The 20,442-nt window shown below is 53.3% G+C and carries 24 protein-coding genes; 13 read left to right on the top strand and 11 right to left on the bottom strand.

The window, feature by feature from the left end; genetic code table 11:
- The first annotated feature begins 2 nt into the window (after window positions 1-2).
- Window positions 3-968 carry a lipoyl synthase gene (gene lipA / locus ACW9E7_RS04550; protein WP_028019480.1) on the top strand — a complete coding sequence of 322 codons (966 nt, stop codon included), beginning with the start codon at window positions 3-5 and terminating at the stop codon, window positions 966-968.
- An 81-nt stretch (window positions 969-1,049) separates the two neighbouring features.
- On the opposite strand, the gene tatE is transcribed toward lipA, so the two are convergent.
- Window positions 1,050-1,253, bottom strand: a complete 204-nt coding sequence (gene tatE, locus ACW9E7_RS04545; RefSeq protein WP_458727323.1) for a twin-arginine translocase subunit TatE — start codon at window positions 1,251-1,253, stop codon at window positions 1,050-1,052.
- 125 nt (window positions 1,254-1,378) lie between these two features.
- Entirely contained in the window at window positions 1,379-2,167 is a 789-nt protein-coding gene (locus ACW9E7_RS04540; protein WP_458727322.1) for a deaminated glutathione amidase, read from the bottom strand.
- Between the two features lie 67 nt (window positions 2,168-2,234).
- On the opposite strand from ACW9E7_RS04540, the gene crcB reads away from it, so the two are divergent.
- Window positions 2,235-2,618, top strand: a complete 384-nt coding sequence (gene crcB, locus ACW9E7_RS04535) for a fluoride efflux transporter CrcB (protein WP_008501029.1) — start codon at window positions 2,235-2,237, stop codon at window positions 2,616-2,618.
- A gap of 219 nt (window positions 2,619-2,837) precedes the next feature.
- Here the strand turns inward: crcB and cspE are convergent, their stop codons facing one another.
- Entirely contained in the window at window positions 2,838-3,047 is a 210-nt protein-coding gene (gene cspE / locus ACW9E7_RS04530) for a transcription antiterminator/RNA stability regulator CspE (RefSeq protein WP_002439184.1), read from the bottom strand.
- 190 nt (window positions 3,048-3,237) lie between these two features.
- Entirely contained in the window at window positions 3,238-3,855 is a 618-nt protein-coding gene (pagP, locus tag ACW9E7_RS04525; protein ID WP_249429395.1) for a lipid IV(A) palmitoyltransferase PagP, read from the bottom strand.
- 392 nt (window positions 3,856-4,247) lie between these two features.
- Between pagP and dcuC the strand changes: the two genes are divergently transcribed.
- A complete protein-coding gene (gene dcuC / locus ACW9E7_RS04520; protein ID WP_111964403.1) occupies window positions 4,248-5,615 on the top strand; it encodes an anaerobic C4-dicarboxylate transporter DcuC in 1,368 nt (455 codons plus the stop codon).
- A 130-nt stretch (window positions 5,616-5,745) separates the two neighbouring features.
- Window positions 5,746-6,519, top strand: coding sequence for a ribonuclease I (gene rna, locus ACW9E7_RS04515; protein WP_411800868.1), 774 nt, complete (start codon window positions 5,746-5,748; stop codon window positions 6,517-6,519).
- On the opposite strand, the gene ACW9E7_RS04510 is transcribed toward rna, so the two are convergent.
- Window positions 6,513-7,130 (bottom strand): flavin reductase family protein, encoded by a 618-nt coding sequence (locus ACW9E7_RS04510; RefSeq protein ID WP_111964405.1) that lies wholly within the window; start codon window positions 7,128-7,130, stop codon window positions 6,513-6,515. The two genes, rna and ACW9E7_RS04510, sit on opposite strands and share 7 nt — an antisense overlap.
- 246 nt (window positions 7,131-7,376) lie before the next feature.
- On the opposite strand from ACW9E7_RS04510, the gene rnk reads away from it, so the two are divergent.
- Window positions 7,377-7,787 (top strand): nucleoside diphosphate kinase regulator, encoded by a 411-nt coding sequence (rnk, locus tag ACW9E7_RS04505; RefSeq protein ID WP_458727321.1) that lies wholly within the window; start codon window positions 7,377-7,379, stop codon window positions 7,785-7,787.
- A gap of 139 nt (window positions 7,788-7,926) precedes the next feature.
- The gene (yldA, locus tag ACW9E7_RS04500; RefSeq protein WP_271367125.1) at window positions 7,927-8,016 is read left to right on the top strand and encodes a small membrane protein YldA; all 90 of its coding nucleotides are present in this window, start codon (window positions 7,927-7,929) and stop codon (window positions 8,014-8,016) included.
- A gap of 8 nt (window positions 8,017-8,024) precedes the next feature.
- Here yldA and ACW9E7_RS04495 read toward each other — a convergent pair whose 3' ends face one another.
- Complete coding sequence (locus tag ACW9E7_RS04495; RefSeq protein ID WP_115874484.1) at window positions 8,025-9,263, bottom strand: zinc-dependent alcohol dehydrogenase; 1,239 nt, start codon at window positions 9,261-9,263, stop codon at window positions 8,025-8,027.
- A 180-nt stretch (window positions 9,264-9,443) separates the two neighbouring features.
- Between ACW9E7_RS04495 and uspG the strand changes: the two genes are divergently transcribed.
- A complete protein-coding gene (gene uspG, locus ACW9E7_RS04490) occupies window positions 9,444-9,872 on the top strand; it encodes a universal stress protein UspG (protein WP_023310731.1) in 429 nt (142 codons plus the stop codon).
- 60 nt (window positions 9,873-9,932) lie between these two features.
- On the opposite strand, the gene ahpF is transcribed toward uspG, so the two are convergent.
- Together ahpF and ahpC are read right to left on the bottom strand one after the other, a co-directional pair.
- Window positions 9,933-11,498, bottom strand: a complete 1,566-nt coding sequence (gene ahpF / locus ACW9E7_RS04485) for an alkyl hydroperoxide reductase subunit F (protein ID WP_458727320.1) — start codon at window positions 11,496-11,498, stop codon at window positions 9,933-9,935.
- A gap of 126 nt (window positions 11,499-11,624) precedes the next feature.
- Window positions 11,625-12,188 (bottom strand): alkyl hydroperoxide reductase subunit C, encoded by a 564-nt coding sequence (ahpC, locus tag ACW9E7_RS04480; RefSeq protein WP_014882974.1) that lies wholly within the window; start codon window positions 12,186-12,188, stop codon window positions 11,625-11,627.
- Between the two features lie 622 nt (window positions 12,189-12,810).
- On the opposite strand from ahpC, the gene citR reads away from it, so the two are divergent.
- The 3 genes from citR to ACW9E7_RS04465 all read left to right on the top strand — a co-directional run bounded on the left by citR (window position 12,811) and on the right by ACW9E7_RS04465 (window position 15,717).
- The gene (gene citR, locus ACW9E7_RS04475; protein WP_127730016.1) at window positions 12,811-13,710 is read left to right on the top strand and encodes a DNA-binding transcriptional repressor CitR; all 900 of its coding nucleotides are present in this window, start codon (window positions 12,811-12,813) and stop codon (window positions 13,708-13,710) included.
- 172 nt (window positions 13,711-13,882) lie between these two features.
- Complete coding sequence (locus tag ACW9E7_RS04470) at window positions 13,883-15,106, top strand: phosphoadenosine phosphosulfate reductase (protein WP_252092638.1); 1,224 nt, start codon at window positions 13,883-13,885, stop codon at window positions 15,104-15,106.
- Entirely contained in the window at window positions 15,091-15,717 is a 627-nt protein-coding gene (locus ACW9E7_RS04465) for an IbrB-like domain-containing protein (protein ID WP_133293982.1), read from the top strand. The genes ACW9E7_RS04470 and ACW9E7_RS04465 overlap by 16 nt, the downstream gene beginning before the upstream one ends.
- Here the strand turns inward: ACW9E7_RS04465 and ACW9E7_RS04460 are convergent, their stop codons facing one another.
- A complete protein-coding gene (locus tag ACW9E7_RS04460; RefSeq protein ID WP_458727319.1) occupies window positions 15,718-16,878 on the bottom strand; it encodes a pyridoxal phosphate-dependent aminotransferase in 1,161 nt (386 codons plus the stop codon).
- A gap of 122 nt (window positions 16,879-17,000) precedes the next feature.
- Here ACW9E7_RS04460 and ACW9E7_RS04455 point away from each other — a divergent pair, with 122 nt between their 5' ends.
- The 3 genes from ACW9E7_RS04455 to ACW9E7_RS04445 are packed head-to-tail and all read left to right on the top strand — an operon-like array spanning window position 17,001 to window position 18,840.
- Window positions 17,001-17,615: a methylthioribulose 1-phosphate dehydratase gene (locus ACW9E7_RS04455; RefSeq protein WP_271367109.1), complete on the top strand. Its 615-nt coding sequence runs from the start codon at window positions 17,001-17,003 to the stop codon at window positions 17,613-17,615.
- Entirely contained in the window at window positions 17,612-18,301 is a 690-nt protein-coding gene (gene mtnC / locus ACW9E7_RS04450) for an acireductone synthase (protein ID WP_149366036.1), read from the top strand. Before ACW9E7_RS04455 ends, mtnC begins: the two co-directional genes overlap by 4 nt.
- Window positions 18,298-18,840 carry a 1,2-dihydroxy-3-keto-5-methylthiopentene dioxygenase gene (locus ACW9E7_RS04445; RefSeq protein WP_023293046.1) on the top strand — a complete coding sequence of 181 codons (543 nt, stop codon included), beginning with the start codon at window positions 18,298-18,300 and terminating at the stop codon, window positions 18,838-18,840. Before mtnC ends, ACW9E7_RS04445 begins: the two co-directional genes overlap by 4 nt.
- Window positions 18,841-18,893: 53 nt before the next feature.
- Here ACW9E7_RS04445 and ACW9E7_RS04440 read toward each other — a convergent pair whose 3' ends face one another.
- Both ACW9E7_RS04440 and mtnA read right to left on the bottom strand, forming a co-directional pair.
- Complete coding sequence (locus tag ACW9E7_RS04440) at window positions 18,894-19,364, bottom strand: SRPBCC family protein (RefSeq protein WP_127730001.1); 471 nt, start codon at window positions 19,362-19,364, stop codon at window positions 18,894-18,896.
- Window positions 19,365-19,406: 42 nt separating this feature from the next.
- A complete protein-coding gene (mtnA, locus tag ACW9E7_RS04435) occupies window positions 19,407-20,423 on the bottom strand; it encodes an S-methyl-5-thioribose-1-phosphate isomerase (protein ID WP_458727318.1) in 1,017 nt (338 codons plus the stop codon).
- Between the last annotated feature and the right edge of the window lie 19 nt (window positions 20,424-20,442).

The following is a 20,442-nucleotide window of genomic DNA, read 5'->3' as shown; positions in this document are numbered from 1 at the left end:
CTATGAGTAAACCCATTGTGATGGAACGCGGTGTTAAATACCGCGATGCCGATAAAATGGCCCTTATCCCGGTTAAAAACGTGGCTACAGAGCGCGAGGCGCTGTTAAGAAAACCGGAATGGATGAAAATCAAACTTCCGGCCGACTCTTCGCGTATCCAGGGGATCAAAGCGGCGATGCGCAAGAATGGCCTTCACTCCGTTTGTGAAGAAGCCTCTTGTCCTAACCTTGCTGAATGTTTCAATCACGGTACCGCGACGTTTATGATTCTGGGTGCTATCTGTACCCGTCGCTGCCCGTTCTGCGATGTTGCTCATGGCCGTCCAGTCGCACCTGATGCTAACGAACCCCAGAAGCTGGCGCAGACTATCGCCGACATGGCGCTGCGTTACGTAGTTATCACCTCCGTTGACCGTGACGATCTGCGTGACGGCGGAGCGCAGCACTTCGCCGACTGTATTACGGCCATTCGCGAGAAAAGTCCAAACATCAAAATCGAGACGCTGGTGCCTGACTTCCGTGGCCGTATGGACCGCGCGCTGGATATCCTCACCGCTACGCCGCCAGATGTGTTTAACCACAATCTGGAGAACGTGCCGCGTATCTACCGTCAGGTACGCCCGGGTGCTGACTATAACTGGTCTCTGAAACTGCTGGAGCGTTTCAAAGAAGCGCATCCACATATTCCGACTAAGTCTGGTCTGATGGTGGGTCTGGGTGAAACTAACGACGAAATCATCGAGGTGATGCGCGATCTTCGCCGCCACGGTGTGACCATGTTGACCCTGGGACAGTATCTCCAGCCAAGCCGTCACCACCTGCCGGTACAGCGCTACGTGAGCCCGGACGAGTTCGATGAAATGAAAGCCGAAGCGATGGCGATGGGCTTCACCCACGCAGCATGCGGCCCATTTGTTCGCTCTTCATACCATGCCGATATGCAGGCTAAAGGCGAAGAAGTGAAATAATGCTGTAATATTCATTTACAGTAATACGAAAAAACCGGCCACATGAGCCGGTTTTTTTTCGCAAGCCCTTGGGCGATGCTGTCACTCTTTGTGAGAAAGCTTATCTGCCGGGACGGCATCCTCGGTGCTTTTCTTCGCCGCTGCATCATCATCGTTCATCGCTTTCTTAAAGCCTTTGATGGCAGCCCCCAGGTCACCACCCAGCGTGCGTAACTTCTTGGTACCAAACAGCAGGACGACCAGTGCGGCAACCACCAGCAGTTTGGTAATACTAATCTCACCCATAGATACCTTCTTTACTTATAACAGGCTGCATTCAGCGCCAAAACCTGATTGTATTAACGGTCATTTAGCGCGTGCACACAATAGCAATCTGTAACAAGGTGAATCAAGCATTGTTGAAAAAAACATCACAATAATTGCGGTGGCGCAAACCGACGATTAAGAAGAACGGGTAATTGCTGACGCGCAAGCGCAATTCTCTCTGGTTTTATCTCCGCAACCAGCAAGTCCGGGGCTTCAGCGGCGGCGGCTATCGTCACCCCCAGCGGATCAACCACCCTGCTTTGCCCGATGTTTTTCGTGCCACATTCTCCTGCGGCAACGACATAGCAGGTGGTATCCAGCGCGCGTGCCGCAAGCAGCGTTGCCCAGTGGTGCTCTTTTAACGGCCCTTTGACCCACGCGGCAGGCAGCACCAGTACGTCCGCACCCTGCAGCGCCAGATGCAGCGCCAGCTCGGGAAAACGCAGGTCATAGCAGGTCATCAGCCCGATCCTGAATCCGTCAATCTCCAGCAGCGGTGGGATATTGTCTCCGGGGTCAACGAGCCTCGACTCCTGGATGCTGAACGCGTCATAGAGATGAAGCTTGGCGTAATGTGCGACTATGGCCCCGTCACGAATCGCCACCAGCGTATTCACTGCACGGCCCTGCGTGGAGGGAACATGGATCGTTAAGATTGTCGTCATCGTATTGCCCGCGCTCTGGGCGAGCAAATGTTGTAAAAATTCGCCGTCCAGCGGCTGCGCGGACTTCACGGATAAATCCGGGTCATTATCATCCCTGGCCAGCAGCGCCTCGGGGAGAACCAGCAGCGACGCCCCTTTCTGCCCGGCCTGCTTCATCAGGTTGACGCACGTGAGCGCATTTTTATGCCACTCAGGCGTGACCACAAACTGCCCTACCGCAACATACATATTTGTCCCCTTATCATAAACGGCGTTAAACTCGCTTCTCTTACACATCAAATAGCAGGTATTTAGCGTGTTACAACTACTTTTAGCCGTTTTTATTGGTGGGGGAACGGGTAGCGTTGCGCGGTGGTTTCTGAGTATGCGGTTTAATCCCCTGCATCAGGCGATTCCCATGGGGACGCTTGCCGCTAACCTGATTGGTGCTTTTATCATTGGCATGGGGCTGGCCTGGTTTAACCGAATGACGCATATCGACCCAATGTGGAAGGTATTGATTACCACCGGATTTTGCGGCGGTTTGACCACCTTCTCAACCTTTTCTGCGGAGACAGTTTTTCTCTTTCAGGAAGGCCGTATCGGCTGGGCGCTGATGAATATGGCGATCAATATGCTCGGCTCTTTTGCGATGACGGGGATCGCATTTTGGCTATTTTCTTCCGCAAGCGCGCATTAACAGCCGAACCGTTAATGTTGGCTTAATTTTTCTCTGTCACTCTGAATGCAGTACTGAACGAGGGTGACAGAATGAAACAGAGTCTGATGAGCGCAGGAATGGTGTTATTGAGCGTGCTGATCGTTGCCAGCTTCCTGAAAATGTATCTGCTTGGCTGATTCAACACGAAAAAAACCCGCTCGTTGAGCGGGTTTTGAAATTCTTGCTGACGCGTCTGAATTACAGAGCGATTACGTTAGCAGCAGAAGGGCCTTTGGCACCGTTAGTGATTTCGAACTCTACACGCTGACCTTCAGCCAGAGTTTTGAAACCATTAGACTGGATTGCAGAGAAGTGTACGAACACGTCTTTGCTGCCATCTTCAGGAGTAATGAAACCGAATCCTTTGGACTCATTAAACCACTTAACGTTACCTTTAATCTTAGACATCAAAATTACCTTTACATTAAAAAACGACACAAATGCTGTGTCGGTTATCAGTACATCAATTGTGGGACCTTTTGTCCAGCGGATCTTTGATAAAAAGTGACTAAAGTCGCGTTAATTTTCACTGACAGATTTTTATCGCTTATGAATCAACGTCTGCGCGTTTTTTCACCAGCATGTAACGTTTTGTCAGTTAAAACTGAAAACGCATCCATGCGAAGTAAACGTTACCGTTGTTGTACGTACCCGGAATGTAGGTCATCTGGAACGTTGCGGGGCCATAGCCAATAGAGGCCAACGGCAGCAGCACTGGGATCGGGATGTAGTTCCAGTTGTCACGTGCAGTGACCCCGGCGGTATAGCCCAAACCGACGTGGAAGTTTTCGTCCGCTAGCGGGCGCCAGGTTTTCTCCCAACCATAACCCCCAATAGGCTCCCATTTATTAAACGAGTCTTTGAAGGCCATCAGATAGATGCCATGCCAGTTTCCCTTCTCATCCCAGCGCGACTGACCAAAACCCGCACCCCATGGACGCTCGTTGTATTTATCGGTTTTCTCTTTGTCATAAGCAAACCGCGCATGCCACGTTATTGCCGGAACATAGAGATCATAATGTTCAGGTGCAGTCCATGTCTGGGAAACATTATCCGTAAAGGTTGAGAACCAGCCTTTATCCGCCTCTTTGCCTTCTGCCTGTGCAACAGAAGAAAACGTTAACTGCCCAAAAATAAACAACAAAATAGAGAAAAATGTATTACGTACGATCACAATGCAATTACCATTCTTAGTATTCGAAGCAAAGTTTACCATAAAGTAGTTGAATCAAGTCTTAACGACATCGGCGTTATTCCTAATTATTCGGCCTCTTTCCGGGAATATTCTTAAAGAGAGCATGCAGCACGCCCAAATAAACACATTCGGAGTGTGGGCTTATACTTTAACCTTCATAATCAGTGACATGCAAAACCACACAAAGCATTAACAATTTGTTATCATTATTGGGACATGTTGCGCTATTTCTGGCGGTCAAGGGCCTCATGACATAAATGTATGAACCATGGCAAAAACACGGTTGTTCTGTTCTCTAGTCGTCTGTTTATTGATTTTAATCAGCAAGAACAGGCCAATTATTCGGCACATTTTCATCCTTCTTTTTTTATTGATTTTTTGTGCTCCATTGCAGCAGAGATACAGGGGAAATCATGCTTACGCTATTCGAACTCCTTATTGGAGTCGTCGTCATTGTCGGCGTCGCACGCTACATCATTAAAGGCTACTCGGCCACGGGCGTATTATTTGTTGGCGGTTTAACACTGCTGATTATCAGCGCAATAATGGGGCATCAGGTGTTACCTGCCAGCGCGACCAGCACCGGTTACAGCGCTACAGATATTGTTGAATACATTAAAATATTGCTCATGAGCCGCGGCGGCGATCTGGGCATGATGATCATGATGCTGTGTGGTTTTGCGGCCTATATGACCCACATCGGCGCTAACGATATGGTCGTTAAGCTTGCCTCCAAACCTCTGCAATACATCAATTCGCCATATCTGCTGATGGTCGCGGCCTATTTCCTCGCCTGCCTGATGTCGCTGGCCGTTTCGTCGGCTACCGGACTTGGCGTACTGCTGATGGCCACGCTGTTCCCGGTTATGGTGAACGTGGGCATCAGCCGTGGTGCAGCAGCGGCAATTTGTGCCTCTCCTGCGGCCATTATTCTCTCCCCAACATCCGGCGACGTTGTGCTGGCGGCAAAGGCGGCGGAGATGTCACTCATCGACTTCGCCTTTAAAACCACGTTACCGATCTCAATCGTTGCCATAGTGGGCATGGGGATCGCGCATTTCTTCTGGCAACGCTATCTCGACAAGAAAGAAAACATCAGCCATGAAATGATGGATGTGAGTGAAATCACCACCACCGCTCCCGCGCTCTATGCCATTCTGCCGTTCACTCCGATCGTCGGAGTGCTGATTTTTGACGGCAAATGGGGTCCACAGCTGCACATCATCACCATTCTGGTTATCTGTATGCTGCTTGCCGCCGCGCTGGAGTTTGTGCGCGGTTTTAACACGCAAAAGGTCTTCTCGGGTCTGGAAGTAGCGTATCGCGGTATGGCGGATGCCTTCGCTGGCGTGGTGATGCTGCTGGTTGCAGCGGGCGTTTTTGCCCAGGGTCTGAGCACGATCGGCTTTATCCAGAGCCTGATCTCTATCGCCACCTCGTTCGGCTCGGCCAGTATTATCCTGATGCTGGTTCTGGTGGTGCTGACCATGCTGGCGGCGATGACCACCGGTTCCGGCAATGCCCCTTTCTACGCTTTCGTTGAGATGATCCCGAAGCTGGCTCACTCGTCCGGCATTAACCCGGCCTATCTCTCCATTCCTATGCTGCAGGCGTCAAACCTGGGCCGAACCATTTCGCCGGTGTCGGGCGTGGTCGTTGCCGTTGCCGGAATGGCGAAAATCTCGCCATTTGAAGTCGTCAAGCGCACCTCAGTACCCGTTCTGGTTGGTCTGATTATCGTGATTATCGCCACGGAAGTGCTGGTTCCCGGCGCGGCCTAAGCTAAATTACTGATATCCCAAAAGCGCCTGCGGGCGCTTTTTGTGCTTTAATAACTTCCAGAAATTAATCGTGCTCATTCGATCAGGAAATCATATGTTCAGGAAGGATATCGTCGTCCCGTCTGGCGCAATGGCGCTTGCTCTCTGTATCTTCTCCGCACAGGCGGAACCGCTGAAGGCAACACAGTACGGCGATTTCGATCGCTATGTGTTGGCTCTGTCCTGGCAAACCGGGTTTTGCCAGAGCATGGTCGAACGCAACCGCAATGAACCTGACGAATGTCGCCTGCAAAAAGAGCGTGATAATAAAGCCGATTTTCTGACCGTTCACGGACTATGGCCCGGCCTGCCAAAATCCATCGCCGCACGCGGGGTGGATGAGCGTCGATGGATGCGTTTTGGCTGCGCCACGCGCCCCATTCCAAACATGCCGGAAGTGAAGGCCAGCCGCAAATGCGATGCCGCCGAAACCGGGCTGTCGCTTTCCGCTGCCGCAAAGCTCAACGACGTGATGCCGGGTGCAGGCGGTAATTCCTGCCTGGAACGCTACGAATACGCCAAACATGGCGTCTGCTTTGGTTTCGATCCGGATGCCTATTTCGGCACGATGGTGCGAATGAACCAGGAAGTTAAAAACAGTGCGGTCGGTAAATTCCTTGCCGATAACTACGGAAAACCCGTCAATCGCAGCGACTTTGACAGTGCCGTTGCCAAAAGCTGGGGCAGGGAGAACATCAAAGCGATCAAGCTGACATGCAACGGCAACCCGGCGTATCTGACCGAGATGCAGATTTCGCTGAAGGCTGACACTATCAACAACCCGCTTTCTGCAGCGTCATTTGCGCCGCAGCCACATCCAGGTAACTGCGGAAATCAATTCGTGATTGATAAAGCAGGTTACTGACCCACAGTCGGGCGCACCATATCAAACCGGTTTTCGTCACTGATGCCATAATACGCCGTCGGCCCACCTGCACGCAGGATGGGCTGCGCTTTTGCCGTCTGGTATATCCCCTCTTCCAGCAGCGTTTCGGCAATATGGATACCGACCACCTCCCCCAACACCAGCCAGGTATCGACCGGTGTGCCGTCGGCACCGGTAAGCTGAATGCACTGCGACAGGCGGCACTCAAAGTTCACCGGGCTTTCTGCGACGCGGGGCGCGTTAACCAGTTGACTTGCCGCTGGCGTGAGCCCGGCAAAGCTAAATTCATCCCGATCGTGCGGAAGCATTGCAGAGGTTTGATTCATCGCGTGCGCGAGATCGCGCGTTGCCAGGTTCCAGACAAATTCCTTTGTTTCGGTAATATTACGCACGCTGTCCTTCCAGCCGTTGCTGGAAAAGCCGATGATCGGCGGACGATAGTTAAAGCAGTTAAAGAAGCTATACGGCGCCAGATTGAGCTGACCGGCCTTATCGCAGGAGGAGATCCAGCCAATCGGACGTGGACCAATAATGGCGTTTAGCGGGTCATGCGGCAGGCCGTGCCCCTGGGACGGTTGATAGAAGTACATAGTGCTCTCTCGTTGGTGGGCAACGCCCGGATTCAGGACACTCAGCGTAACGTATTCCGCCGGGAATGAAGACTGAATAAATTTCAGCGAAAATTCATATGGGCCATGAATGTGACCTTCATCACTTCAAACTTGCGCGCTCAGCCAGTATCATCGGGAGAGTTAAACCCTCGCTGCCAGACGGCGAGGGTTTTCTTTTGGATCAGTTTCTGCGTTAGACGCAGCATTAACGACATGGAGTAAAAAATGTCCAGACCTACCATTATCATCAATGAGCTCGACGCAGAACGTATCGACAGACTGCTGGAAAAAGCGGAGTTCGCCTCGCTCCCCGTGGCCGACGCCCTTAATGAGGAGCTCGATCGGGCACAGATGTGCACGCCTGAGACGATGCCGCATGACGTGGTCACTATGAACAGCCAGGTGAAATTCCGCAACCTGACCACCGCGGAAGAGCTGACCCGCACGCTGGTTTACCCAGCTCAGATGACCGACAGCAGCACACAGCTTTCTGTTCTGGCCCCTGTGGGCGCCGCACTGCTGGGGCTGCGTACGGGGGATACGATCCACTGGGAATTGCCGGGCGGCGCCTCTGCCCATCTGGAAGTACTGGCGTTGCTCTACCAGCCAGAAGCTGCGGGCGATTACCTGCGTTAAACACTTCTGAACAAGCGCCCACCCGCTTTGCACAGAGGATGCAGCCGCATCCTCTTTCCGTAAATTCACCCCATTTTCTTATATCGCGCAAAAGACCCTTAACCCAGGCTTAATCTGTTTTGGTGCCGCGGGGACGGTCATGAGTGAGATACTGGCTATCACACTTATTTTTCTCATTATTGTGGCGATTATCGTCGCGGCCGTGCTTTATCTTGAACGCCACAGTTAAGCGAGAACTCATGCAACCCCACCCGGGAAAGCATTTACCAGGCCCTTAACTTTCTGCTCTGCGGCCTCTGGCGTTTCCGCACCAGGGACCAGAATCACCTTCCGGCACTCTTCCTCCCGTTTTTCGAATACCTTATAGGCGCGTTCCGCATCCGCAAGGGGAAGATAATGGGTCACGATCTCTTCCGGGGTAAGCAGCCCTTTTTCGATCAGCGGTAACAGTTCACCCAGCCAGGCATGGACGTGCGTCTGGCCCATCTTAAACGTCAGCCCCTTATCGAAGGCATCGCCAAACAGGAAGCCATGAATAAACCCAGCGTACACGCCGGGTACGCTGACCACCCCACCGCGCCGTACGGCAGCAATGCACTGACGCAACGCTTTGCCGCTACTACCTTCAATTTTAAGATTGCTGAGGATCGTTTCAGTGGTGCTACCTTTCGCTTCAAACCCGACTGCATCAATCACGGCGTCAACGCCGCGATGGCCCGCGGTCTGTTCGATGATTTTTTCCGCCGCGTCGTTATCATCATCAAAGTTGATAGGGATTGCGCCGTAACGCGCCTCTGCAAATCGCAACCGGTACGGATGATGATCGATAACAAAGATCTGCTCAGCCCCTAACAGCCGCGCGCAGGCAATGGTCAGTAGCCCCACCGGCCCGGCACCGAAAACCGCTACGCTTGAGCCTTTTTCAATCTGCGCATTTTTTGCCGCCTGCCAGGCCGTGGGCAAAATATCGGAAAGGAATAATGCTTTATCATCGGAAAGAAGCTGCGGGACCTTAAACGGCCCGACGTTGCCTTTTGGCACGCGGACATATTCCGCCTGTCCCCCCGGCACGCCGCCGTAGAGATGGCTATAGCCAAACAGCGCGGCCGGTGCGGGTATTTGCTTTTTGTTCAGCGCGGCACCCTGCCCGGCATTGGTATTCTCACAGGCCGCGTATTGCTGCAGACGACAGAAGAAACAGTCTCCGCAGGCGATGACAAAGGGGATCACCACGCGATCGCCTTTTTGCAAATTCTTCACCTCTGCGCCGCACTCGACGATTTCCCCCATAAACTCATGGCCAAAAATGTCGCCGTGCTGCACCTTCGGGATCTTTCCGCGATAAAGATGCAAATCGGAGCCGCATATAGCCGTGGCCGTAACGCGCAGAATGATATCGTCAGGCTGTTCGATGATGGGATCGGGGACATTCTCGACGCGAACATGGTGCGGACCGTGATACGTAAGTGCTTTCATGCGACCTCCGAAAGGCTTCAGGTAAGTGTATAAGGGTAGCTACCCCTGAAGGTCTGCCCTGGAATACGGGGCTTTTGAGATTTATCCTGGTGAGATAAGAAAACTGACGGAGCGCTTACAGAAACCATTAATATTTTATGGTTAAATGAGTTCAGCGTTTATAAACAAGGAGAAACGGGTATGTATCAGAGAATTATTATGCCGGTTGATGTTTTTGAGATGGAGCTGAGCGACAAGGCCGTTCGCCATGCGGAGTTCCTGGCGCAGCAGGACGGTGTTATCCATCTTTTACACGTACTGCCAGGCTCCGCCAGCCTGAGCCTGCACCGCTTTGCTGCCGACGTGCGTCGCTTCGAAGAGCATCTGCAGCACGAGGCGGAAACGCGCCTGCAAACCATGGTCAGCCACTTCAGCATCGACCCTTCACGAATCAAAACGCACGTCAGATTCGGCAGCGTTCGCGATGCGGTAAACGAACTGGCGAACGAACTGAAGGCAGACGTGGTGGTCATCGGTTCGCGCAACCCTTCCATTACCACGCATCTGCTGGGCTCTAACGCCTCCAGCGTCATCCGCCACACCCATATACCGGTGATGGTCGTCAGATAAAAAAAGAGGCCACCTTTCGGTGGCCTCTCGCTATTGCAGGTGTAGCCTTACTTTCTTTTCTTATGCGGTTTTGGTGCGAATAAGATAGTCAAATGAACTCAGAGACGCCTTCGCCCCTTCGCCCGTGGCGATAATGATCTGTTTGTACGGCACGGTGGTGCAGTCGCCCGCCGCAAACACGCCTTTCACGCTGGTTTCACACTTCGCATCAATGATGATTTCGCCCATGCGGTTACGCTCAATCGCGCCTTCCAGCCAGGTGGTGTTTGGCAGCAGACCAATCTGCACAAAGATCCCTGACAGCTGAACGCTGTGCACGTCGCCGCTCACGCGGTCGCGATATTCCAGACCGGTCACTTTGCTGCCGTCGCCCTTCACTTCCGTCGTCTGCGCGTTCAGTACGATGTCGACGTTTTTCAGGCTGCGAACTTTATCCTGAAGAACCTGGTCGGCTTTCATCTCCGGAGCGAACTCCAGAAGGGTTACGTGTTCAACAATCCCCGCCAGGTCAATGGCCGCTTCCACGCCGGAGTTACCGCCGCCGATCACCGCCACGCGTTTACCTTTGAAGAGTGGACCGTCGCAGTGCGGACAGTAGGTCACGCCTTTGGTGCGATACTGATCTTCACCCGGGACGTTCATGTTGCGCCATTTCGCACCGGTGGCAATGATAATGCTGCGGGCTTTCAGCACCGCGCCGGAAGCGGTTTCAATCTGGTGTAAACCACCCTCGACCGCTGCCGGAACCAGCTTGCTGGCGCTCTGGCTGTCGATCACGTCCACGTCATAGTCGCTGACGTGCGCCTTCAGCGCCCCCGCCAGCTTCTGGCCTTCGGTCTTCGGCACGGAGATGTAGTTTTCGATGTCCACGGTATCGAGCACCTGGCCGCCAAAGCGTTCGCCCATCAGGCCGGTACGAATACCTTTACGCGCGGAATACACCGCTGCTGCCGCGCCGGCAGGGCCGGAACCGACGATCAGCACGTCGTAGGCATCGCGTTTGTTCAGCTCTTCCGCCGCACGTTTTTCAGCACCGGTATCCACTTTGGCAACGATTTCAGTCAGCGTCATGCGGCCCTGGCCGAACTCTTTGCCGTTCATGTAGACCGCCGGAACGCCCATCACGTTGCGATCGGTGATTTCATTCTGGAAGGTACCGCCATCAATCGCCGTGTGCTTGATGCGCGGGTTCAGGACCGACATCAGGTTCAGCGCCTGCACCACGTCCGGGCAGTTGTGGCAGGAGAGTGAGTAGTAGGTTTCAAACTCGAAATCACCGTCGATATCGCGGATTTGCTCCAGAAGCGCCTGCGTTTCTTTTGACGGATGACCACCGGTCCACAACAGCGCCAGCACCAGTGAGGTAAACTCGTGACCCAGCGGAGAACCGGCAAAGCGTGGTCCCCGATCGGACCCTGGGTTGGTAATCAGGAAAGAGGGCTTACGGACCGGCAGCGCGTTGTCTTCTTTGAAGGTCACTTTCGGCGACAGCTCGGCGATCTCCGCCAGCAGTTCCTTGATCTCTGCCGATTTGGCGCTGTCGTCAAGCGTAGCAATCAGCTCAACGGGTTTGGTCAGTTTCTCAAGGTAGGCCTTGAGCTGGGTTTTCATGTTTGTGTCGAGCATTGTTCTTCCCTCTCTTAAGACGTCATCATGCAAGCTGCCTTATACGGGCGGCCTGAATGCAACTTGCATCATGGTGCTGGAATGAAATGGGCGCGGTGCGCCCATTGATTACTGAATGGGCAAAACTTAGATTTTACCAACCAGATCTAAGGATGGAGCCAGCGTTGCTTCGCCTTCTTTCCATTTTGCCGGGCACACTTCGCCTGGGTGAGAAGCCACGTACTGAGCGGCTTTCACTTTACGCAGCAGGTCAGAAGCATCACGGCCGATACCTTCAGCGGTAACTTCGATAGCCTGGATAATGCCCTGCGGATCAACAACGAAGGTGGCGCGGTCAGCCAGGCCTTCATCTTCACGCATGTTGTCGAAGTTACGGGTCAGGGCGCCAGTCGGGTCGCCGATCATCGCGTATTTGATTTTGGCGATGGTTTCAGAGCTGCTGTGCCATGCTTTGTGGGTGAAGTGGGTATCGGTAGAGACAGAGTAAACGTCTACGCCCAGCTTCTGCAGTTCTTCGTAATGGTCTGCCACGTCGCCCAGTTCAGTCGGGCAAACGAAGGTAAAGTCAGCCGGATAGAAGAAGAAGACGCTCCAGCGGCCTTCGGTATCTTTCTCGGTAACTTCGATGAACTCACCGTTTTTGAACGCCTGGTTTTTGAAAGGTTTAATTTTGGTATTAATCAAAGACATCTGTACTTCCTCCGTGTTTTCGTTGAGATGTAAGGTAACCAACTTTATTCATCGGGGCTAATGCGTATGCTTTATCAAATCAATCAGCCAAACCTTACAACGTCGACAAGACAACAAGGTGAACCTTTTACAGGAAAGCCTGAAAGTAAAAAGGCCGCCTCAACGGGCGGCCCTGATACCTGAATTCCCCGCAGGTACATTCAGTGCCAGCCGAAACTGGCGTTGCGTTGCGCTCTACAACCCTTTATATCAAGGCGGTAACAGCCGTTTGATTACACCACCCGCGCTGGGATTGAGCAATCCATAAGAGAGGCATTCCTGCCTATGGCTGTGATAGGCTATGTCGAACATCATTCCGGAGCGTTATAAATTTATTTTTATTATAAAACAATCACAATATATAAGTGACAATTGTCATTTAATACGCTCACTCCCTCCTCGAGGATAAAATTATCCTAATCGTCTTCGAAGCGCTATATCAATAATCTGGCACCGTGATATATTAAGATGATTTTAATTTAAAACTAAGAAAGTTAACCGAACGGATTGTTAATGGTTAGCTTCAAACTATTGTTATCAGTTATATGATAACCACAGCAAACGCAGCATCTCAGGACGAAACATGGCAAACCTCTATGACCTTAAAAAATTCGATCTTAATCTGTTAGTCATTTTTGAGTGTATTTACCAACACCTTAGTATCAGTAAAGCCGCCGAGACGCTGTATATCACGCCCTCTGCCGTGAGCCAGTCACTGCAACGCCTGAGAGGACAACTTAACGATCCTCTGTTTATCCGTTCCGGAAAAGGGATCACGCCCACGACCGTCGGCGTCAATTTGCATCATCATCTGGAACAGAACCTGAACCAGCTAGAGCAGACTATCAATATCATGCACAGCAGCGGGTTGAAGAAGAATTTTGTCATTTATTGCCCGCATTTTATGAGTACGAAAGCAACCCTTGACCCTATAAAACTGCTCATGAACAACCATAACTATTCAATTGAATTACATGATATTTTTCTTTCTCCTGATTCAGCGGAAGATCTCCTGGCCTACAGAAGAGCGGACTTGATATTCTCGTATTCCTCTTCTAACAGTCATTCTGTCGCCTGTAGCCTCTACCATAAACTTCCTTTCGTTCTCGTTTGTCGGGAGGGTCATCCCCGTCTCGGTGAAAATCCTACGCGTGAAGAAATTCTGAATGAAAACTTCACCGCCTGCCTGAACGGTGAGAACAGCTTCAAAGGCTATCAGGACAAGGCCGATAACCTGTTATTCGAAAGAAATATCGTCTATCGTAGCGACTCTTTTATATCCCTTCTGTCGATGATCGGTTCATCCGATCTCATAGGTTTAGTACCCACGTCGGCCTTCGAACAATATGGGCCCGCCCTCAACCTGCGCAAAGTGGAAACAGACATTCATTTCCCCAGCATTGATATTTACATGATGTATAATCGTTCGGCGCTCAATAGCTCGGCATTCGCCAGTTTTATTGAAGAAATATCATTACCGTGAGATATTGATGGGGTTTTCGCACCAAATGGGAAACATACTGTTAAAACATACACCACCGTTATAGAACTACGCGACATAACCGTCATATATTCAATTAATTATTGATTAATATAATCCTCTCTTTAGTATTGAAGCTACAGTCTGGTATTTATTCCTCAGGATGAGAATAAGCATGTCAATTTATAAATACCCTTTAAACCAGGATGTTCTTACTGCTGCTCGGGAGCGAATAAAATGGACTCTCGAAAATTTTCCCAGAACCTGTGTTTCTTTTTCAGGTGGAAAAGACTCCACCGTCATGCTGCATCTGGTTGCCCAACAGGCGCGACAGATGAAAGTCAAAATAGATGTGCTCTTTATTGACTGGGAGGCGCAGTTTTCCCATACCATTAACCATGTGCAACATATGCGTGAATTGTACAGCGATGTCATCGATCATTTCTGGTGGGTCGCGCTTCCCCTGACAACGCAAAATTCACTTTCGCAATTCCAGCCGGAATGGCAATGCTGGGAACCCGGTACCCAATGGGTCCGCCAGCCTCCTGACGATGCGATAACCGATCCCGCTTATTTTCCTTTCTACCAGCCTGGCATGACGTTTGAAACCTTTGTCCGCAGTTTCTGCGACTGGTTCTCTCTCAATCGCCCGGCGGCGGTACTGATTGGCATCCGCGCCGATGAGTCTTACAACCGTTTCCTGGCTATTGCATCGGCGCGTAAGCAGCGGTTTGCCGACGATAAACCCTGGACTACCGTCGCACCGGGAGGACATGCCTGGTATATCTATCCCCTCTACGACTGGAAAACCGCCGATATATGGACCTGGTTCGCCAAATCGGGATGTTGCTATAACCCGCTCTATGACCTGATGTTTCAGGCCGGCGTGCCGCTACGCTACATGCGTATTTGTGAACCTTTTGGCCCGGAGCAGCGCCAGGGATTATGGCTCTACCACGTTGTTGAGCCCGATCGCTGGGCGGCAATGTGCGAGCGCGTGAGCGGCGCGCGCAGCGGAGGGATGTACGCCGGACACGATAACCATTTTTATGGTCATCGAAAAATTCTGAAACCCGAACACCTCTGCTGGCGGGAATATGCCATGCTGCTCCTCGACAGCATGCCGCAAAATACGGCTGAGCATTACCGCAATAAAATCGCCATTTATCTGCACTGGTATCAGAAGAGAGGCCTGGAGGATATTCCCGATACTCAGGACGATGATATCGGAGCCAAAGACATTCCCTCATGGCGCCGTATTTGTAAGGTTCTCCTTAATAACGACTACTGGTGCAGGGCGCTATCGTTCAGCCCAAACAAACCCAAACATTATCAGCGCTACAGCGACAGAGTGAAGGCGAAACGCAAGGAGTGGGGCATATTATGCGACAAAGACTAATCACCGAGATGGAAACGTACCTTCAGTCACTTTCAGAAGAGGACCGCATTAACGCAATAAATGCTTTTCGTGAGGCGATCCATAAACACAGTCCGTTTCGCGAGCAACCGATAGACTGCGTCCTCTGGATAAGACAGGACGCTATTACCGCTAACGATTACAACCCCAATAACGTTGCTCCACCAGAAAAACGGCTGCTCAGTAAGTCGCTGGAACTCGATGGATTCACCCAACCTATCGTTGTGACAGAAAGTGAACCGCAACACTACGAAATTGTGGATGGTTTTCATCGCCATGAAATCGGTAAAAATCGGGCGGCGTTGAAGCATCAGCTCAAGGGGTATCTCCCCGTCACCTTCCTGCGCCAGGACCGACAGGATAAACATGACCGTATGGCTGCCACTATTCGTCACAACCGGGCGCGGGGTCGACACCAGATTAACGCCATGTCGGAGATCGTTCGCGAGCTGGTGCAGCTTGGCTGGAATGACGAGAGAATAAGCAAGGAGCTGGGAATGGACGGCGATGAAGTCTTGCGCCTCAAGCAAATCAACGGTCTGCTGGAGCTGTTTGCAGACCGCCGTTACTCAGAAGCCTGGACGGTGAAATAATCAGAGCGTGTTAAGACGCTCTGCCGCCGCCAGCAGCGTCGATTCCTGCTTCGCAAAGCAAAGACGGATCAGCTTATGCGGGAAAGGATCGGCGCAGAACACCGACAGCGGAATGGCGGCCACGCCGACCTCTTTCGTCAGCCACTGGCAGAAACTCACGTCGTCCAGCTCCGATATCGCGCTGTAGTCGGCGAGCAGGAAATAGGTGCCTTCTGAGGGCAAAATTTCCAGACGGCTTTTGCTTAATGCCGTCACAAACAGATCCCGACGTTCACGATAGAAGTGCGGCAGCTCGCGGTAATGCGCGGGCTCAGCGAGCAGCATATCCGCCAGCGCCAGCTGGGCCGGCGTGTTCACGGCAAAGGTCAGGTACTGGTGCACCTTGCGCAGCTCAGCGCTGATGGCCGCCGGGGCCACGCAGTACCCTACCTTCCAGCCGGTCATATGGTAGGTCTTACCAAACGAAGAGACGGCGATAGCACGCTCGCGAAGCTGCGGAAGGGCCAGCACGCTGGCGTGTCCCTCTTCAGCAAAGCAGATGTGCTCATAGACCTCATCGCTCAGCACGTAAATCTCGCGTTCCGCAATTGCCTGCCACAGCGCGGCGAAATCGGCTTTTTGCCACACCGTCGCCGACGGATTGTGCGGGGTATTCAGGATCACCAGGCGGGTTTTGTCGCTCAGCAGCGCAGCAAACGCCTGCCAGTCAGGACGAAAATGCGGCGGCTGGAGCGCCACGCGTTTCACCACGCCGCCGGAGAGTTCAACCGCAGGCGAATAGCTGTCGTAGCTCGGATCAAAACAGATGACTTCATCCCCCGCGCGCACAAGTGCGGTGATGGCCGCATACAGTGCTTCGGTTGCCCCTGCCGTCACCGTGATGTCGGTGTTCGCATCGGGCTTATGGCCATACAGTTCCGCCGTTTTATCCGCAATGGCTTCCCGCAGCGCCTGCACGCCCGTCATCGGTGCATACTGATTTGCCCCCTGCGCCACGTGGTACGCCAGGCGCTCCTGCAGATACGTCGGGCCATCGAAATCCGGGAACCCCTGAGAAAGGTTAATGGCGTTGTGCTTTTGCGCCAGAGCGCTCATCTGCGTAAAGATGGTGGTACCGAGATTGGGAAGTTTACTCTGCGGAATCAATGCGTTATTGCTCATTGTGTCGTGCCTGCCTGTAATACTTATGTTGCTGCCACTATAACACGATGTTAGTCTTTGGCAATCAAGACGCTTAGACGTCTAAACCATATGAATATTCCTGGCCGAGAGGGTAAAAGGAAATGAGAGATAACCTGCAACTCACGCATCTGGTCGACGCCTGCCGCTGGATTGGTGCCAAAGGCTGGGCCCCCGCCACAGGCGGCAATATGTCGGTGCGTCAGGACGAACATCTGTGCTGGCTCAGCGAATCCGGAAAGGACAAAGGCAGCCTCACCACCGATGACTTCCTGCAGGTCGAGATTGCCACCAATCGCGCCCCGTCCGGTCGTAAACCGTCGGCGGAGACCGGGCTGCACACCCTTATCTATCGTCTGTTTCCTGAAGCCAACGCCGTCCTTCACGTTCACACGGTTAACGCCACGGTGCTGTCCCGTCTGGTTAAAGAAGCCGAGCTCAACATCAGCGGCTTTGAGATGCAAAAATCCCTCACCGGGCAGACCACGCATATGGACACGGTGGCTATCCCGATCTTTGATAACGACCAGGATATGGACGCCCTCGCCTCCCGAATCGCCCATTACGCAGAGGAACGCCCGCTTAATTATGGTTTTCTTCTGCGCGGTCATGGCTTAACCTGCTGGGGCCGCGATGTGGCCGAGGCCCGCCGTCATCTGGAAGGGCTAGAATTCTTATTTGAATGCGAAATGCGTTTACGACAACTGGAGAGAATATGATTCGCGCGATTGTGACGGATATTGAAGGGACCACCAGCGATATTCGTTTTGTCCATAACGTTTTGTTCCCCTACGCGCGTGAGCGGCTGGCGGCCTTCGTGACCGCGCAGCAGTACGCCGAGCCGGTCAAATCCATTCTGGACAACCTGCGTGATGAAATCGATAACCCGCACGCCAGCGTCGGCGAACTTATCGACGCTCTGTTTGCCTTTATGGACGAAGACCGCAAATCGACCGCGCTCAAAGCCCTGCAGGGGATCATCTGGCACGACGGCTACGTTAACGGCGACTTTACCGGACACCTCTACCCCGACGTGCTGCCTGCGCTGGAAAAGTGGAAAGCGCAAGGGATTGATCTCTATGTTTATTCCTCTGGCTCCGTCGCCGCGCAGAAACTGTTATTTGGCTACAGCGACGAAGGTGATATTACTCATCTGTTCAGCGGCTATTTCGATACCCACATCGGCGCCAAGCGCGAGGTGCAGTCTTATCAGAACATCGCGGCGCAAACGGGCATTGCCCCGTCGCAGATCCTGTTCCTGTCCGATATTCATCAGGAGCTGGACGCGGCTGAACAGGCAGGTTTTCGTACCCTGCAGCTGATTCGCGGTGATGATGACGGCGCAAGCCACCACCATCAGGTCCACCAGTTTGACGAGATTAACCCGGAGCAGATCCCTTCATGAGCGCATTGACCATTTATTCCGACAAAGACGCCAGTCAACACCAGTGGCACAGTACCGACGCCGCCGAGATTGCCCAACAGCTCAACGCCAAAGGCGTGCGGTTTGAACGCTGGGCTGCGGATCGCGATTTAGGACACGATCCCGCGCCTGAAGCCGTGATCGAGGCGTATCAACATGCGATCGACAAACTGGTGGCAGAGAAGGGTTACCAGAGCTGGGACGTGATCAGCCTGCGCGCCGACAATCCGCAGAAAGATGCGCTACGCGCGAAGTTCCTGAACGAACACACCCACGGCGAAGACGAGGTACGCTTTTTCGTGGAAGGCGCGGGGCTGTTCTGCCTGCACATTGGCGATGAGGTGTATCAGGTGCTGTGCGAGAAAAACGACCTGATCTCCGTCCCCGCGGGCACGCCGCACTGGTTTGATATGGGCTCAGAGCCGAACTTTACCGCCATTCGTATTTTCGATAACCCGGAAGGCTGGGTGGCACAGTTTACCGGTGATGCCATCGCGGATGCGTATCCACGCCTGGCATGATCTTTTCTCCCTCTCCCTGTGGGAGAGGGTAGGGGTGAGGGCATCCGCGCGCGTTACACCTTCAATCCCTTCACATATCCCACCAGCTGATCCAGCACAATCCCCCATCCTTCGTGGAAGCCCATCTGTTCATGCTGCTCGCGGATCTCCTTCGTCGGATGACGCGCAATCGCCGTATAGCGGGTTTTCCCCTCCCCGACATCTTCCAGCAATAAAATCGCCGTCATAAACGGCTTCTCGGCCGGTTTCCAGCCTTCGGTATAGCCGTCGGTAAAGACCAGCTTTTTACCGGGATCGATTTCAAGGAAGACGCCCCGGTTATCCATCCGCTGACCGTCCACCTCAAACACGGTGTTGAACCGCCCGCCCACGCGCAGGTCGAGATCGCATTCGGTCACCTTATGGGGAGCAGGAATGAAGAAGTTTTTGATGTGTTCCGGCGTAGTCCAGCAGAGCCAAAGCAGGTCGCGCGGTGCATCCACCACGCGCTCCAGTTTTAAGTCAGTTTCAGGATCGAGCGTCACGATGTTGTCCTCTTAAGGGAGCCCCTTAAAGGATAGCCGGACTCAGGCAAATTTCCCTTCCGCAACCTCTTCCGGCGTGACCACGCCCGTATCCAGCACCCAGCCGCTAATCAGCGAGGCTGGCGTAACGTCAAACGCCGGGTTGTAGACCTGCGCGTTTTCCGGCGCCCACTGCACCGCGCCAAAGCTTCCGGCGACGCCCGTCACCTCGCTGGCGGCGCGCTGCTCAATCGGGATCGCGTCACCGTTCGGGCAGTCCAGATCGAGGGTCGTTTGCGGCGCGGCCACATAGAACGGAATGCCGTGGAATTTTGCCAGCACCGCCAGAGAGTAGGTGCCGATTTTGTTCGCCACGTCGCCGTTAGCCGCAATGCGGTCTGCGCCCACCCACACGGCGTCTACCTGCCCTTTCGCCATCAGGCTGGCGGCCATGGAATCGGTAATCAGCTGATACGGCACGCCCAGCTCGCCAAGCTCCCACGCGGTCAATCTACCGCCCTGCAGCAGCGGGCGGGTTTCATCGACCCAGACGTTGCTGACGTTGCCTTCCCGGTGCGCGCGAGCAATGACCCCAAGCGCCGTACCGACCCCCGCCGTTGCCAGTCCGCCGGTGTTGCAGTGGGTCAGCAGGCGGCTGCCGGGCTTCACCAGCGCGCTGCCCGCTTTCGCAATGGCATCACAGAGTCGTTTATCTTCATCAATCAGGCGCAGCGCCTCCGACACCAGCGCCGGAACATACTCTTCCTGCCACAGCGCAATCTTCATGCGGTCGAGATTGTTCATCAGGTTCACCGCCGTCGGGCGGGACGCGCGCAGGGTTTCCAGCGCAATCGCCAGCTCGTCACGGTTTTTGCCGTTTTCCGCCAGCAGCGCCAGCAGCAGGCTTGCAGAGAGACCAATCAGCGGCGCGCCGCGCACGCGCAGGGCGTGGATATGCCCAACCAGCGCCTCTACGGTCGAGGCATCCAGCCAGCGTATTTCCTGCGGGAGGGCCTGCTGGTCGAGAATAAAGAGCTGATTATTCGCCACCCGCAGGCTGGTCGTCTGTAATGTCTGCATGTCGTTAATTCCCTGTTGC

This window comes from Enterobacter sp. H2G27 (assembly GCF_054403075.1).
Note: the sequence above shows the minus strand (reverse complement) of the source record. Positions and strands in the feature narration are given on the sequence as shown.